Raw genomic sequence first — 14509 nt, forward strand, 5'->3', positions numbered from 1 at the left:
GTTTAAAAAAAGCACCCATGCATCCTGAATTAAACTGACTTAAACACTTCAAACACTCAAGCCGCCCGAATACGCCTTATAGTCCACCCTCCGATTACCACTTGCACCGACGACAAAGAACCCAGAGCAACTTCAGCACTCACAGACAAAAAAACAACAAAAATTATCAGCAGTGATTTTATTTGCTATAAACACCCACACAACAAACAACCTCAACCAACCATATCTCATTTCAAAAAAAACCAACGAACAATTAGCATGCTAAAACTAAAGAACAAAGTTACCAATCCGATGACAGTCATCGCTATATTTGCGGTTATATCCGAAACTTCCGCAGCTATTTCCCTGCCCTTTCTTGCCAACAAGGAACGGGAAATCTATGTCTGGTTTCTGATCAGCTTTCCGTTTTACCTGTTGTTTCTATTCTTTATCACTCTGAACTTCAATTATCGATCCCTGTATGCGCCCTCTGATTTCGACAAGGACAAAAACTTCCTAAGGGCCGGAAAAGACGACAAACGCCATCCCGGCAATCCATCGTCACCCACCGATAAAGCATCGCAAGGCGACTCAATGTGCCAGTCCATAAACCTGCAAGCCGACGGCCATAGTGATGACATGCGGCGTCCTCACAATGTGCCCGACCCTCCAGAATCCGGCACCCTGGCCCATGCCGTCCTTCAACACTTTGTCCACCTGCCCGCTTCAAAGGGCGAGTTGCTTTTTATCGACGGACGCCAGATAAAGCTCAAGAGCGAGCTTTCCGAGATACTGACGGGCGCCCCCCCCCTGCATAAGAACGCAACGCGGGTCATTGTGTTGCTGTCCTGCCACACGTCGAACGAGTTGCTCAAACGTCATGTGGCCCGGCAGCTCAAACCAGCCGGAAAAGGCACGATCACAACGATCTGTATTATTTACAACGTGTGTTCGCAAGAACTGACGATACTGCGAAGACGCTGACGCCAACCTGTATCCGTGAGAAGAACGATTGAAAAGCGTTAAGCGGGATCAGCAAAACAACTCAAAAAAAATGGCGGCCTGTTCGAAAACAGTGCCGCCATTTCTTTATGCGCCTGATGGACTCAGAACAACTTGCGGCCCTTGTTGGCAGCAATGCGCATGCGCAGCGCGTTGAGCTTGATGAAGCCCGCCGCGTCGGCCTGGTTGTAAGCACCGCCGTCTTCTTCGAAGGTCGCGATGTTGGCATCGAACAGCGAATCGTCGGACTTGCGGCCGGTCACGATCACGTTGCCCTTGTACAGCTTCAGGCGAACCACACCGTTCACGTTGACCTGCGAAGCGTCGATCATCTGTTGCAGCATCAGACGCTCCGGGCTCCACCAGTAGCCGGTGTAGATCAGACTGGCGTACTTCGGCATCAGCTCGTCTTTGAGGTGAGCGACTTCGCGATCCAGGGTGATCGATTCGATAGCGCGGTGAGCGCGCAGCATGATGGTGCCGCCCGGGGTTTCGTAGCAACCACGGGACTTCATGCCCACGTAACGGTTTTCGACGATGTCGAGACGGCCGATACCGTGAGCACCACCGATCTTGTTCAGCGTTGCCAGTACGGTGGCCGGGGTCATTTCTACGCCGTCCAGTGCAACGATGTCGCCGTTGCGGTAGGTCAGTTCCAGGTACTGCGGGGTGTCGGGAGCCTTCTCCGGGGAGACGGTCCAGCGCCACATGTCTTCTTCGTGCTCGGTCCAGGTGTCTTCCAGCACGCCGCCTTCATAGGAGATGTGCAGCAGATTGGCGTCCATCGAGTACGGAGATTTTTTCTTGCCATGACGCTCGATCGGGATCGCGTGCTTCTCGGCATAGTCCATCAGCTTCTCGCGGGACAGCAGGTCCCACTCGCGCCATGGCGCAATCACTTTCACGCCTGGCTTGAGTGCGTAGGCGCCCAGCTCGAAACGCACCTGGTCGTTGCCCTTGCCGGTGGCACCATGGGAAATGGCGTCGGCGCCGGTTTCGTTGGCGATTTCGATCAGGCGTTTGGCGATCAGCGGACGTGCGATGGAAGTACCCAGCAGGTACTCGCCTTCGTAAACGGTGTTGGCGCGGAACATCGGGAACACGAAATCGCGCACGAACTCTTCGCGCAGGTCATCGATGTAGATTTCTTTGACGCCCATGGCCTGAGCCTTGGCGCGAGCCGGCTCGACCTCTTCGCCCTGACCCAGGTCAGCGGTGAAGGTCACCACTTCACAGTTATAAGTATCCTGCAGCCACTTGAGGATCACCGAAGTGTCCAGGCCGCCGGAATACGCCAGAACGACCTTGTTTACGTCCGCCATGCCATCACTCCACGGGGTTCTACGGAAAGCCGAGGAGTCTACCGCTCAAATGCGATAATTTACAGAGGCGCGACAGCTTAAGACGACAAAGCGACAGAATCTGTCGAGAGCGCGACGATGACCGGCGAGTCAGGAAGTCGCCGCAGCGTTGGCAGGCGTACTGGCTTGCGGCGCTGGTGCGGTGGTCGGCGCCACCCGTGCCAGCTTCACGCTGACCCGGCGATTCTTCGCCCGGTTGGCCGCGCTGGTGTTCGGTACCAGCGGGTATTGCTCGCCATGGAAACGCACAGTGATCTGCGATTCGGCAATGCCATTGGCCTTGAAGAAGTCGACCACTGCCAGCGCGCGACGGCGCGAAAGCTCCCGATTGGTCAGACGGTTGCCGCTGTTGTCGGAGTGGCCATCGAGTTCGATGTGATTGACCGTCGGATCGGCCTTCATGTACTCGATCATCACTTGCAGTTTGGCCTTGGCGTCGGCATCCAGGTCGGTGCCTTCGCCAGGGAAGCCGATCTGCGACTGTTTCACCTGATCGAAATTCTGCGGCAGCAATTTTGCCACACACGTCTGGTACTCGTTGAAAGCCTTGCTGAACTTGACCGGCAGCAGGCGCACTTCAGACACCCGGCCATCGCCGGAAGCACGGCGCACCACCGGACTGCGACCGTCGAGCAAACCGCTGATCAATCCACCGGCCTGCGATTGCGAACTGTTGAACAGCACGTTGCCGGTGCCGATCCTGACGCTGCCCAGGTTGATGTCGTTGCGCCCCGGCTGCCACGGCGCTGCCGCCGCAAGCAAGGTCGCCGAACCACCGCCGAGCATGGCGTTGTAGGCATTCAGGCGGAAAATCGCCTGCTCGCCGGCCTTGCGCACGAACTGGCCCGAGCCGAAATCGGTGATCGGCTGGGTCAGGCGGCACTCGAACTTGTCGCCCTCGACCGTCCACTCAATGTTCTCCAGACGTGTCTGGTAGGTGAGCGCCATCGCGGGGAGGCTGGCAAACACACTGAGCAAGGCTAAATATCGCTGGCGCACGGGAGGCTCCATTGGCTTCTGTAACACAAAGACCGATTCACACTATGTTTACGGCATACCTACGGGATATCGGAAGGTTCCTGCAAAACTTGATAGCGAGTGCCTGCAAGAGTCTTTTCCGGTAGCATTCCCCTCAGTTTGACCCGCCTGGAATCCCCTCATGTCCGACCGCCTGACCCTGCTGCGTCCCGACGACTGGCACATTCATCTTCGCGATGGTGCCGTGTTGACCAATACCGTTGCCGATGTTGCGCGCACCTTTGGCCGCGCCATCATCATGCCCAACCTGGTACCACCGGTGCGCAACGCCGCTGAAGCCGACGGCTATCGCCAGCGGATTCTCGCTGCCCGCCCGGCCGGCAGTCGCTTCGAACCGCTGATGGTGCTGTACCTCACCGACCGCACCCAGCCCGAAGAAATTCGTGAGGCCAAGGCCAGCGGTTTCGTGCACGCCGCCAAACTGTACCCGGCCGGCGCCACCACCAACTCCGATTCCGGGGTGACCAGCATCGACAAGATCTTCCCGGCGCTGGAAGCCATGGCCGAAGTCGGCATGCCGCTGCTGATCCACGGCGAAGTCACCCGTGGCGATGTCGATGTCTTCGACCGCGAAAAGATTTTCATCGATGAGCACATGCGCCGTGTGGTCGAGCGTTTCCCGACGCTCAAAGTGGTGTTCGAACACATCACCACCGGCGACGCCGTGCAGTTCGTCAACGAGGCTTCGGCCAACGTCGGCGCAACCATCACCGCGCATCACCTGCTGTACAACCGCAACCACATGCTGGTGGGCGGGATCCGGCCGCACTTCTACTGCCTGCCGATCCTCAAGCGTAATACCCATCAGGAAGCCCTGCTCGACGCCGCCACCAGCGGCAGTGCGAAGTTCTTCCTCGGCACCGACTCGGCGCCGCACGCCCAGCACGCCAAGGAAGCCGCCTGCGGCTGCGCCGGCTGCTACACCGCGTACGCCGCCATCGAGCTGTATGCCGAAGCCTTCGAACAGCGCAATGCGCTGGACAAGCTCGAAGCGTTCGCCAGCCTCAACGGGCCGCGCTTCTACGGTCTGCCGGCCAACACCGATCGCATCACCCTGGTTCGCGAAGAATGGACCGCCCCGACCAGCCTGCCCTTCGGCGAGCTGAACGTTATCCCGCTGCGCGCCGGTGAAAAACTGCGCTGGCGCCTGCTGGAGGAACACGCGTGAGTGAAGACCATTTCGACGACGAACTGGACGGTCAAGGTGGCGGCGGCGGTTCCCGTCATCCAATGGCAGCGCGTTTTCGCGGCTATTTGCCGGTTGTCGTCGACGTAGAGACCGGTGGCTTCAATTCGGCCACCGACGCTCTGCTGGAGATTGCCGCGACCACCATCGCCATGGATGAAAAGGGTTTCGTTTACCCGGACCACACCTACTTCTTCCGCGTTGAGCCGTTCGAAGGCGCCAACATCGAAGCGGCGGCCCTGGAATTCACCGGGATTAAGCTCGATCACCCGCTGCGCATGGCCGTCAGCGAAGAAACCGCGCTGACCGACATCTTCCGCGGCATCCGCAAGGCGCTGAAGGCCAACGGCTGCAAACGGGCGATCCTGGTCGGCCACAACAGCAGCTTCGACCTCGGTTTCCTGAATGCCGCCGTGGCGCGACTGGACATGAAGCGCAACCCGTTTCATCCGTTCTCCAGTTTCGACACCGCGACGCTGGCTGGCCTGGCGTACGGTCAAACCGTGCTGGCCAAAGCCTGTCAGGCGGCCGACATCGACTTCGATGGCCGTGAAGCGCACTCGGCGCGTTACGACACCGAGAAGACTGCCGAGCTGTTCTGTGGGATCGTCAACCGCTGGAAACAGATGGGCGGCTGGGAAGACTTCGACGACTGATCCTCGTCGGGTATTTTCCGCGCACAAAAAAACCGGCCACGTGGGCCGGTTTTTTTGTGCCTCGACGTTGCGCCTTACAGGGCAGCAGCGTTCTCGGTCAGGTAAGCCGCAACGCCTTCTGGCGAAGCGTTCATGCCTTTGTCGCCTTTCTTCCAGTTGGCAGGGCAGACTTCGCCGTGCTCTTCGTGGAATTGCAGAGCGTCGACCAGACGGATCAGCTCTTCCATGTTACGGCCCAGCGGCAGGTCGTTGATGATCTGCGAGCGGACAACGCCCTTGTCGTCGATCAGGAACGCGCCACGGAAAGCCACGCCGCCTTCGGACTCAACGTCGTAGGCCTTGGCGATTTCGTGCTTCATGTCGGCAGCCATGGTGTATTTCACCTGGCCGATGCCGCCGTTGTTGACTGGGGTGTTGCGCCAGGCGTTGTGGGTGAAGTGCGAGTCGATCGACACAGCGACCACTTCCACGTTGCGCGCCTTGAAGTCGGCCATGCGGTTGTCCAGAGCGATCAGCTCGGACGGACAGACGAAGGTGAAGTCCAGTGGGTAGAAGAACACCAGGCCGTATTTGCCTTTGATGGCCGAGGACAGGGTGAAGCTGTCAACGATCTCGCCATTGCCGAGGACGGCCGGGACGGTGAAGTCAGGGGCTTGTTTGCCTACGAGTACGCTCATGGATATCTCCTGGTGAATAACTTGAAGTTCAGGGTCCGGGCCAGCCTGCCACCCTGAGGCGACAGCCCTGTGACACGAACCCTCTTCGCAAGGGCCGACCATCATACACTGCGTTTTTCGCCTGTCCTTAACGGTTTTTTGCCCGGGGCGGATAACGAGGCCGCATTTTCGGGGCCAGGCAAATCGCCATTAATCACCGTTCGTCAGTCGCCAGCGTTTCTATCGAAAACCATTCAGAAAGCACTTTGACAATCATTCTCGTTAACATTAAGATCCATCGCAATTGAGTCACAACCAGCGACGGTTCTCACTTATGTATGTTTGTCTCTGCACTGGCGTCACCGACGGACAGATCCGCGAAGCGATCTATGAAGGTTGCTGCAGCTATAAAGAAGTTCGCCAGGCCACCGGCGTCGCCAGCCAATGCGGCAAATGTGCGTGTCTTGCCAAGGAAGTGGTTCGCGAAACCCTGACCAAGCTGCAAACCGCTCAGGCTGCGATCCCCTACCCTGTAGAATTTACAGCGGCGTAATCACCCCCCTATTTCAAAAAACCGGACATATGTCCGGTTTTTTTATGCCTGCAAATCAAGCGGTTAGGCGCTAGACGCGGAACACAAACATTCTTATTCAGATTTAATTTCATTTATTATTCAATAACTTAGGTTTGACACTTATAAATACCAAGCTCAAACTCCGCCCTATATACAGCTAATACAGGGCAGGACTCCCATCATGAAAGGCGACATTACAGTCATCCAGCATCTCAACAAAATCCTTGCCAATGAACTGGTCGCGATCAATCAGTACTTCCTGCATGCACGCATGTATGAAGATTGGGGCCTGAACAAGCTGGGCAAGCACGAGTACCACGAATCCATCGACGAGATGAAGCACGCGGACAAGCTGATCAAGCGCATCCTGTTCCTCGAAGGCCTGCCGAACGTGCAGGACCTGGGCAAGCTGCACATCGGCGAGCACACTCAGGAAATGCTGGAGTGCGACCTGCGTATTGAAAAAACCGGCCACGCCGACCTGAAAGCCGCCATCGCGCATTGCGAATCCGTTGGCGACTTCGGCAGCCGTGAACTGCTCGAAGACATTCTTGAATCCGAAGAAGAACATATCGACTGGCTGGAAACCCAACTGGGCCTGATCGATAAAGTCGGTCTTGAGAACTACCTGCAATCGCAGATGGGCGAAGAGTAGGAGCTGCCGCAGGCTGCGATCTTTTCAGATTGCACCCGCAACTCGCAGTAACTTTTCGAACGCACTAAAAAGCCCCGCCCTCTTTCGAGGTGCGGGGCTTTTTATTGGCTGCAGATCAAGAGATCGCAGCCTCGTTTCACTCGACAGCTCCTACAGGAGCAACCAGCGCCGAGTGAAGCCTGGATCAGGCTTCGGACTTGTTCGCAGCAGCCGCTTCGACAGCCGCCTTGATGGTGCTTTGCAGCGAACCGTCAGCAGCCATCTCGGTCATGATGTCGCTACCGCCGACCAGCTCACCACCGACCCACAGTTGCGGGAAAGTCGGCCAGTTGGCGTACTTCGGCAGGTTGGCGCGGATTTCCGGGTTCTGCAGGATGTCCACGTACGCAAACTTTTCGCCACACGCCATCACAGCCTGCGCAGCTTTCGCGGAGAAGCCGCACTGCGGGGCATTCGGCGAGCCTTTCATGTAAAGCAGAATGGTGTTGTTGGCAATCTGCTCTTTAATCGTTTCGATGATATCCATGGAGCACCTCGGCTGAACTTTCCGACTCATGGGTCGGCACGGTGGCGCATTGTAACGGAATCCCGAGCGCGCTGCTCGGTCTCCCCGACAGACATGCTCAAGCCGCCGCCACCGTCACCGGCACGCCATTGAGCGCCGCGTTGCCCGACAACTCGTCGAGCTGGCATTCATCGGTGAGGTCGTTGGCACTCGACCCGGGCTGGCCGCTGGCAATCGTCATCTGCACCCCCGGCCGCGCATGTCCCCAGCCGTGCGGCAGGCTGACCACGCCCTTCATCATGTCCAGGCTGCCGAGCACTTCGACCTCGATCTGCCCGACCCGCGAACTGACGCGAACCAACTGCCCATCGCTGAGCCCGCGACTGGCGAGATCATCCGGATGCATCAGCAACTGGTGCCGTGGCTTGCCCTTCACCAGACGATGGTAGTTATGCATCCAGGAATTGTTGCTGCGCACATGCCGACGGCCAATCATCAACAGCTCATCGGCGGCAGGCGCCTGCAAGGCAGCGAAACGTGCGAGGTCAGCGAGAATCTCTGGCGGAGCGGCCTGCACATGCTGATTGGGCGTTTTCAGGCGCGATGCCAGATTTGGCTTCAACGCGCCAAGATCAATGCCGTGAGGATGATCAAACAGTGTCGCCAACGAGAGTTTCTGCTCGCAGGCATCGCCATACAGGCCCATGCGCAGGCCCATGTCGATCATCTTCGCCGGCGGCATGGTCGGTTTCAGCTCCTTGCCGGTTTTTTCGGCAAAGGCCTTGGCCAGGCCGACGAAGATCTCCCAGTCGTGCAACGCGCCTTCGGGCTTGGCGAGAATCGCCCGGTTGAAGCGAGTGACGTTGCGCACCGCGAACAGGTTGAACGTGGTGTCGTAGTGATCGTTCTCCAGCGCCGAGGTCGATGGCAGGATCAGGTCGGCATAACGCGTGGTTTCGTTGATGTACAGGTCAATGCTGACCATGAACTCCAGCCCATCCAGCGCCTGCTCCAGTTGCCGGCCGTTCGGCGTCGACAACACCGGATTGCCGGCCACGGTGATCAGCGCGCGAATCTGCCCTTCGCCTTCGGTGAGCATCTCTTCGGCCAGCGCCGACACCGGCAATTCGCCGCCGTATTCGGGCCGTCCGGACACCCGGCTCTGCCACTTGTTGAAATGCCCGCCCGAGGTCGATGCCACCAGATCCACCGCCGGTTCGGTGCACAACGCACCGCCGACCCGGTCAAGATTGCCAGTGACCAGGTTGATCAACTGCACCACCCAATGGCACAAAGTGCCGAATGCCTGAGTGGAAACGCCCATGCGCCCGTAGCACACCGCGCTCGGCGCTGCGGCGAAATCCCGCGCCAGTTGGCGGATCTGCTCGGCCGGCACGGCGCACAACGGGCTCATGGCCTCGGCGGTGAACGTTGCAACCGCCGCGCGCACTTCATCAAGGCCTTCGACCGGCAAATGACTGTCGCGCGTCAACCCTTCACTGAACAGCGTATTGAGCATCCCGAACAGCAGCGCCGCATCGCCGCCCGGGCGTACGAACACGTGCTGATCGGCGATGGCAGCGGTTTCGCTGCGACGCGGATCGACCACCACCACTTTGCCGCCGCGCGCCTGAATCGCCTTCAGACGTTTCTCGACATCGGGCACGGTCATGATGCTGCCATTGGAGGCCAGCGGGTTGCCGCCTAGAATCAACATGAAATCGGTGTGATCGATGTCCGGGATCGGCAGCAGCAAACCGTGGCCGTACATCAGGTAACTGCTCAGGTGATGCGGCAACTGATCGACCGAGGTCGCGGAGAAGCGATTGCGCGTCTTCAGCAAGCCGAGAAAGTAGTTGCTGTGAGTCATCAGCCCGTAGTTGTGCACGCTCGGGTTGCCCTGATAGACCGCCACCGCGTTCTGCCCGTGACGCTCCTGAATCGCCGCCAGACGCTCGGCCACCAGCGCAAAGGCCTCGTCCCACTCGATCGGCAGCCATTCGCTGCCAACCCGGCGCATCGGCTGGCGCAGGCGGTCCGGATCATTCTGGATGTCTTGCAGGGCCACGGCCTTGGGGCAGATGTGTCCACGGCTGAAGGTATCGAGGGCATCGCCCTTGATCGAGGTGATCGCAACGTTGCCATCGGTTTCGGTGGTCTCGATGGTCAGGCCGCAGATGGCTTCGCACAGGTGGCAGGCACGGTGGTGGAGAGTCTTGGTCATGGCCAGTCTCTGTCTTGTTCTGGGCAGGCAACGGTGATGCCTGCGGGAACAAAACTATGGCCCGTGTGCGCAAGCGACGCCAGCGACGTTCGTCTTGTGAATCGACGGCTATCAGGCGAGCCGATAGCCCGTCAGGGTCAGTTGGGCGGTAGTTGGGGCGGCGCCTGCAACTGGATTTCCTGAATGGTTTCGATCTGCTCCTGGGCGATGTGCACGCCGGTGAGTTCGCCGATCAGCCGCCAGTGCTCGTCGAGCCCGGCACTGATGGTCGCCATGCGATCGATCATGTGGCGACCGGCGGTCTTGACCACTTCGTCTTCGCTGCGCAACAGCTCGAAAGACATAGAAGTCACCGACGCAGTGAGATGGGTCAGTGAGCGAGCCGTGTGGCCCAGTAATTCCATTAACAGTTTTTCTTTCGATTCCATGCGGAGGCTTCCTGCGTCGCTCGAAACTTATTTATAACCCAGCACTTTGCTTTAGCAAATGTTTCAGCCTGAGCATCCGACCAAGCGAAACCGCAACCACGCAGTCTTGAACCGACCCGTTTGCCACTCTCCCCGCCACGCCGGATTGCCAAGCCCGCCGGAGCCAGTGTACAAAGGGGCTCGCTGCTGTCCCGAACCCGGCTTCAAACGCGTGACTGCCACTGGCGGTTCGTCCTCCGAATTCTGCAAAAACCGTAGCCTATTGGAAAAACGCGACATTTAGTGTCAATATCGCGCCTTCCCCTATTTCGTCGCCCCGTGCGGCTTACGCCGCAGGTCTCGCCCGTTGTTCCGTTAAACAAGGCTTTGAGCATCTGCGGTTTGTAGCAAAAAAGGTAGTCAATGATGAGCGCAAGGCACTTTCTCTCCCTGATGGATTGCACGCCCGAAGAGCTGGTCAGCGTGATCCGTCGAGGCGTTGAGCTCAAGGACCTGCGTAACCGCGGCGTACTGTTCGAGCCTCTGAAAAACCGCGTCCTGGGGATGATCTTCGAGAAATCCTCGACCCGTACCCGGATCTCCTTCGAGGCCGGCATGATCCAGCTCGGTGGCCAGGCGATCTTTCTGTCGCCGCGTGACACCCAACTGGGCCGTGGCGAGCCGATCGGCGACTGCGCCATCGTCATGTCGAGCATGCTCGATGCGGTGATGATCCGTACCTTTGCCCACAGCACCCTGACCGAATTCGCCGCCAACTCGCGCGTACCGGTGATCAACGGTCTGTCCGACGACCTGCACCCGTGCCAGTTGCTCGCCGACATGCAGACGTTCCTTGAGCACCGTGGTTCGATCCAGGGCAAGACCGTGGCCTGGATCGGCGACGGCAACAACATGTGCAACAGCTATATAGAAGCGGCGATCCAGTTCGACTTCCAGTTGCGCGTTGCCTGCCCGCAAGGCTACGAGCCAAACCCTGAATTCGTGGCCAAGGCCGGCGATCGCGTGACCATCGTCCGCGATCCGCAGGACGCCGTGCGCGGCGCGCATCTGGTGAGCACCGACGTCTGGACCTCGATGGGCCAGGAAGAAGAAACCGCCAAACGCCTGAAACTGTTCGCGCCATTCCAGGTGACCCGCGCCCTGCTCGACCTGGCGGCCGAGGACGTGCTGTTCATGCATTGCCTGCCTGCCCACCGCGGCGAAGAAATCAGCCTCGACCTGCTTGATGACCCGCGCTCCGTCGCCTGGGATCAGGCAGAAAACCGTCTCCACGCACAGAAGGCCCTGCTCGAGTTCCTCGTCGAACCGGCATATCACCACGCATGAGCCATGAATTACTGCTGAACCTGCGCAACCTCGCTTGCGGCTACCAAGATCAACGCGTGGTGCAGAACCTCAATCTGCACCTCAACGCCGGTGACATCGGCTGCCTGCTCGGTTCGTCCGGCTGCGGCAAGACCACCACTTTGCGCGCCATCGCCGGTTTCGAACCGGTGCACGAAGGGGAAATCACCCTGGGTGGCGAAACAATCTCCAGCGCCGGTTTCACCCTGGCCCCGGAGAAACGCCGGATCGGCATGGTGTTCCAGGACTACGCGCTGTTCCCGCATTTGAGCGTCGCGGACAACATCGCCTTCGGTATCCGCAAGCATCCGAACAAGGAGCGTGTCACCGAAGAGCTGCTCGAACTGGTCAACCTGAAGAACCTCGGCAAGCGCTTTCCGCACGAACTGTCCGGCGGCCAGCAACAGCGTGTCGCCCTCGCCCGCGCCCTGGCGCCGGAGCCGCAATTGCTGCTGCTCGATGAGCCGTTCTCCAACCTCGACGGCGAGCTGCGCCGCAAGCTCAGCCACGAAGTCCGAGACATTCTCAAGGCCCGTGGCACCAGTGCGATTCTGGTGACCCACGACCAGGAAGAAGCCTTCGCCGTGAGCGATCACGTCGGTGTGTTCAAGGAGGGCCGGCTGGAGCAGTGGGACACGCCTTACAACCTCTACCACGAGCCGGCGACGCCGTTTGTCGCCAGTTTCATCGGGCAGGGCTATTTCATTCGCGGCCAGCTCGGCAGCCCGGAATCGGTGCAGACCGAACTCGGCGAACTGCGCGGCAACCGGGCCTACACCTGGCCGGTGGGCGGTGCGGTGGATGTGCTGCTACGTCCGGATGACATCGTTTATGCGCCGGACAGTGCGCTGAAAGCGCGGATCGTCGGTAAAACCTTCCTCGGCGCCTCGACCCTGTATCGCCTGCAACTGCCGACCGGGGCGCAGCTGGAATCGATCTTCCCGAGCCATGCCGATCATCAGGTGGGGGCGGAAGTAGGCATTCGAGTGGCGGCAGAGCATCTGGTGTTGTTCCAGGCTTCGGGCAGCACCGCCGCACAAATCCCGGCTGTGGAAAACGGCGTGCGTCGCTACAGCGCAGCCCTCTGATCCAACACCATTCTCCCTGTAGGAGTGAGCCTGCTCGCGATTGCAGTACGTCAGTCAAATCATCTGTGACGGATGTACCGCAATCGCGAGCAGGCTCACTCCTACAGTTGTTTGGGTTAGCCCAACAACAATGTACCGCTGGCAACCAGCGTCGCATTCCCGCCAATCTTCACCCGCTCGCCTTCCAGCCGACAGAACAGCTCCCCGCCCCGCGCCGAACGCTGATACGCCGTCAGGCTCGATTTGCCCAGACGCTTGGACCAGTACGGAATCAGGCTGCAATGGGTCGAGCCGGTCACCGGGTCTTCGTTGATACCGATCGCCGGTGCGAAGTAGCGCGAGACGAAATCATGCTGATTGCCGCGCGCCGTCACGATAGCGCCGAGCCACGGCAGTTTGGCCAGCGCGACCATGTCCGGTGTGCAGTCGAGCACCTCCTGCTCCGACTCCAGCACCACGAACAACTCGTTGGAACCCAGCACATCCACTGCCTCGACGCCCAACGCGCGCTCGACATCCAGCGTCACGCCAATCTCTGACGGCATGATCGACGGGAAGTCCAGCCACAGACGATCGCCCTCACGGCTGACGCTCAGCGGCCCGGACTTGCAGATGAAGTCCAGACGCTCGGCGTTTTCCTTGTAGACCTCGAACAACACATAGGCGCTGGCCAGCGTCGCATGCCCGCACAACGGCACTTCGGTAGTCGGGGTGAACCAGCGGATATGCCACACCGCGCCTTCGCGCACCACGAAGGCGGTTTCCGCCAGGTTGTGTTCGGCGGCGATCTTCTGCATCAGCTCGTCCGCGAGCCATGCATCGAGCCGATAAACCATCGCCGGGTTACCACTGAACGGCCGATCACTGAACGCGTCAACCTGATGAAACTCGAGCTGCATAACCTTCTCCCTAAGTCAGTGGGCAAAGCATGCAGCCACGCTGCGATCAGCGCCAGTGACAGAACCGGGCGATTTTCTTCATACAGAGCGCAGCGTTATGCGCGACCGATGTCGGCAAATTTGGCCTGGGTGTGTTCGGCCAGCACGGCCGGCGCCAGCTCGACTTCCAGCCCACGCCGGCCGGCACTGACATAAATGGTGGCAAAACCCTGGGCGGAATTATCGATGAAGGTGCGCAGGCGTTTCTTCTGCCCCAGCGGGCTGATACCACCCAACAGATAACCGGTGGAACGCTGCGCAGCGGCCGGGTCAGCCATTTCGATTTTTTTCACCCCTGCCGCGTGAGCCAGGCCCTTGAGGTCAAGGCTTCCGACGACCGGTACTACGGCCACCAGCAATTCACCTTTTTCGCTGGCAGCGAGCAGCGTCTTGAACACCTGTGCCGGCTGCAGCGCCAGTTTTTCCGCAGCCTCCAGCCCATAGGAGGCGGCCTTGGGGTCATGTTCGTAACTGTGCACGCGATGTTCGGCACGAACTTTTTTCAACAAGTCCAACGCAGGGGTCATGGCAGCTCCAGGCTCGGCATCAACAGGAAAATCCTGCGCCGAATTCTAGGCCATCGCCTCGCAAAAGGCTCTACCGCAAGCCCCGATTCCCGGTCTTTGCAGGCAAACCGCAGGGTTATTGTCGCGGTCATCCGCTGAATCATTCAGCCGACTGATAGTTGAATTGTGACCGATGGTTCACTTTCGACCTTTGACAGGTTTGTTTCTTGTCTATATTTTATCGAATCTGAATAATGTAAGAATTATGTTCACCGCAGCACCCAGCAGTAAACCGGGAACAGGATGGGGATCCTGCCCCGGGGAAAATCGCGCTCTGCCCTGACGGCAAACGCGCCAGACAACAACAAA

The 14509-nt window shown here is 59.1% G+C and carries 15 protein-coding genes; 7 read left to right on the forward strand and 8 right to left on the reverse strand.

The genetic code is table 11. The features are described from left to right. Positions 1–258: 258 nt before the first annotated feature. Complete coding sequence (locus KKQ10_RS22170; protein ID WP_215502277.1) at positions 259–963, forward strand: hypothetical protein; 705 nt, start codon at positions 259–261, stop codon at positions 961–963. Between the two features lie 122 nt (positions 964–1085). Here KKQ10_RS22170 and KKQ10_RS22175 read toward each other — a convergent pair whose 3' ends face one another. Continuing rightward, positions 1086–2303, reverse strand: coding sequence for an argininosuccinate synthase (locus tag KKQ10_RS22175; RefSeq protein WP_027612065.1), 1218 nt, complete (start codon positions 2301–2303; stop codon positions 1086–1088). 129 nt (positions 2304–2432) lie between these two features. Continuing rightward, positions 2433–3341 carry a flagellar protein MotY gene (locus tag KKQ10_RS22180; RefSeq protein WP_215502278.1) on the reverse strand — a complete coding sequence of 303 codons (909 nt, stop codon included), beginning with the start codon at positions 3339–3341 and terminating at the stop codon, positions 2433–2435. A gap of 160 nt (positions 3342–3501) precedes the next feature. Between KKQ10_RS22180 and pyrC the strand changes: the two genes are divergently transcribed. Beyond that, positions 3502–4548, forward strand: coding sequence for a dihydroorotase (gene pyrC, locus KKQ10_RS22185; RefSeq protein WP_047296199.1), 1047 nt, complete (start codon positions 3502–3504; stop codon positions 4546–4548). Beyond that, positions 4545–5222 carry a ribonuclease T gene (gene rnt, locus KKQ10_RS22190; RefSeq protein WP_007963973.1) on the forward strand — a complete coding sequence of 226 codons (678 nt, stop codon included), beginning with the start codon at positions 4545–4547 and terminating at the stop codon, positions 5220–5222. The genes pyrC and rnt overlap by 4 nt, the downstream gene beginning before the upstream one ends. A gap of 74 nt (positions 5223–5296) precedes the next feature. On the opposite strand, the gene KKQ10_RS22195 is transcribed toward rnt, so the two are convergent. After that, on the reverse strand, positions 5297–5899 hold the full coding sequence (locus KKQ10_RS22195; protein ID WP_007963972.1) for a peroxiredoxin: 603 nt from the start codon (positions 5897–5899) through the stop codon (positions 5297–5299). 313 nt (positions 5900–6212) lie between these two features. On the opposite strand from KKQ10_RS22195, the gene KKQ10_RS22200 reads away from it, so the two are divergent. Then, positions 6213–6431: a bacterioferritin-associated ferredoxin gene (locus tag KKQ10_RS22200; protein ID WP_003227725.1), complete on the forward strand. Its 219-nt coding sequence runs from the start codon at positions 6213–6215 to the stop codon at positions 6429–6431. A 202-nt stretch (positions 6432–6633) separates the two neighbouring features. Beyond that, positions 6634–7107, forward strand: a complete 474-nt coding sequence (bfr, locus tag KKQ10_RS22205) for a bacterioferritin (RefSeq protein ID WP_003227727.1) — start codon at positions 6634–6636, stop codon at positions 7105–7107. Positions 7108–7291: 184 nt separating this feature from the next. On the opposite strand, the gene grxD is transcribed toward bfr, so the two are convergent. From grxD to plzR, 3 genes are all read right to left on the reverse strand, one after another. Further along, positions 7292–7633, reverse strand: coding sequence for a Grx4 family monothiol glutaredoxin (grxD, locus tag KKQ10_RS22210; RefSeq protein WP_016773402.1), 342 nt, complete (start codon positions 7631–7633; stop codon positions 7292–7294). Between the two features lie 97 nt (positions 7634–7730). After that, entirely contained in the window at positions 7731–9836 is a 2106-nt protein-coding gene (locus KKQ10_RS22215) for a molybdopterin oxidoreductase family protein (protein ID WP_215502279.1), read from the reverse strand. Positions 9837–9973: 137 nt separating this feature from the next. Then, positions 9974–10264, reverse strand: a complete 291-nt coding sequence (gene plzR / locus KKQ10_RS22220) for a PlzR type 4 pili assembly inhibitor (RefSeq protein ID WP_127648284.1) — start codon at positions 10262–10264, stop codon at positions 9974–9976. Between the two features lie 405 nt (positions 10265–10669). Between plzR and argF the strand changes: the two genes are divergently transcribed. Next, positions 10670–11590, forward strand: coding sequence for an ornithine carbamoyltransferase (gene argF, locus KKQ10_RS22225; protein WP_127648282.1), 921 nt, complete (start codon positions 10670–10672; stop codon positions 11588–11590). Further along, a complete protein-coding gene (locus KKQ10_RS22230) occupies positions 11587–12696 on the forward strand; it encodes an ABC transporter ATP-binding protein (protein WP_127648281.1) in 1110 nt (369 codons plus the stop codon). The genes argF and KKQ10_RS22230 overlap by 4 nt, the downstream gene beginning before the upstream one ends. A gap of 116 nt (positions 12697–12812) precedes the next feature. Here KKQ10_RS22230 and KKQ10_RS22235 read toward each other — a convergent pair whose 3' ends face one another. Together KKQ10_RS22235 and ybaK are read right to left on the reverse strand one after the other, a co-directional pair. After that, complete coding sequence (locus tag KKQ10_RS22235; RefSeq protein WP_215502280.1) at positions 12813–13595, reverse strand: PhzF family phenazine biosynthesis protein; 783 nt, start codon at positions 13593–13595, stop codon at positions 12813–12815. 95 nt (positions 13596–13690) lie between these two features. Then, complete coding sequence (gene ybaK / locus KKQ10_RS22240; RefSeq protein WP_215502281.1) at positions 13691–14161, reverse strand: Cys-tRNA(Pro) deacylase; 471 nt, start codon at positions 14159–14161, stop codon at positions 13691–13693. Between the last annotated feature and the right edge of the window lie 348 nt (positions 14162–14509).

It is taken from the genome of Pseudomonas sp. MG-9, from assembly GCF_018729515.1.
Classification (GTDB): Bacteria; Pseudomonadota; Gammaproteobacteria; order Pseudomonadales; family Pseudomonadaceae; genus Aquipseudomonas; species Aquipseudomonas serboccidentalis.

Coding starts and splice junctions, on each gene's coding strand:
- KKQ10_RS22170 (WP_215502277.1), top strand. CDS start 259: ATGCTAAAACTAAAGAACAAAGTTACCAATCCGATGACAGTCATCGCT.
- KKQ10_RS22175 (WP_027612065.1), bottom strand. CDS start 2,303: ATGGCGGACGTAAACAAGGTCGTTCTGGCGTATTCCGGCGGCCTGGAC.
- pyrC (WP_047296199.1), top strand. CDS start 3,502: ATGTCCGACCGCCTGACCCTGCTGCGTCCCGACGACTGGCACATTCAT.
- KKQ10_RS22195 (WP_007963972.1), bottom strand. CDS start 5,899: ATGAGCGTACTCGTAGGCAAACAAGCCCCTGACTTCACCGTCCCGGCC.
- KKQ10_RS22200 (WP_003227725.1), top strand. CDS start 6,213: ATGTATGTTTGTCTCTGCACTGGCGTCACCGACGGACAGATCCGCGAA.
- bfr (WP_003227727.1), top strand. CDS start 6,634: ATGAAAGGCGACATTACAGTCATCCAGCATCTCAACAAAATCCTTGCC.
- grxD (WP_016773402.1), bottom strand. CDS start 7,633: ATGGATATCATCGAAACGATTAAAGAGCAGATTGCCAACAACACCATT.
- KKQ10_RS22215 (WP_215502279.1), bottom strand. CDS start 9,836: ATGACCAAGACTCTCCACCACCGTGCCTGCCACCTGTGCGAAGCCATC.
- plzR (WP_127648284.1), bottom strand. CDS start 10,264: ATGGAATCGAAAGAAAAACTGTTAATGGAATTACTGGGCCACACGGCT.
- argF (WP_127648282.1), top strand. CDS start 10,670: ATGAGCGCAAGGCACTTTCTCTCCCTGATGGATTGCACGCCCGAAGAG.
- KKQ10_RS22230 (WP_127648281.1), top strand. CDS start 11,587: ATGAGCCATGAATTACTGCTGAACCTGCGCAACCTCGCTTGCGGCTAC.
- KKQ10_RS22235 (WP_215502280.1), bottom strand. CDS start 13,595: ATGCAGCTCGAGTTTCATCAGGTTGACGCGTTCAGTGATCGGCCGTTC.
- ybaK (WP_215502281.1), bottom strand. CDS start 14,161: ATGACCCCTGCGTTGGACTTGTTGAAAAAAGTTCGTGCCGAACATCGC.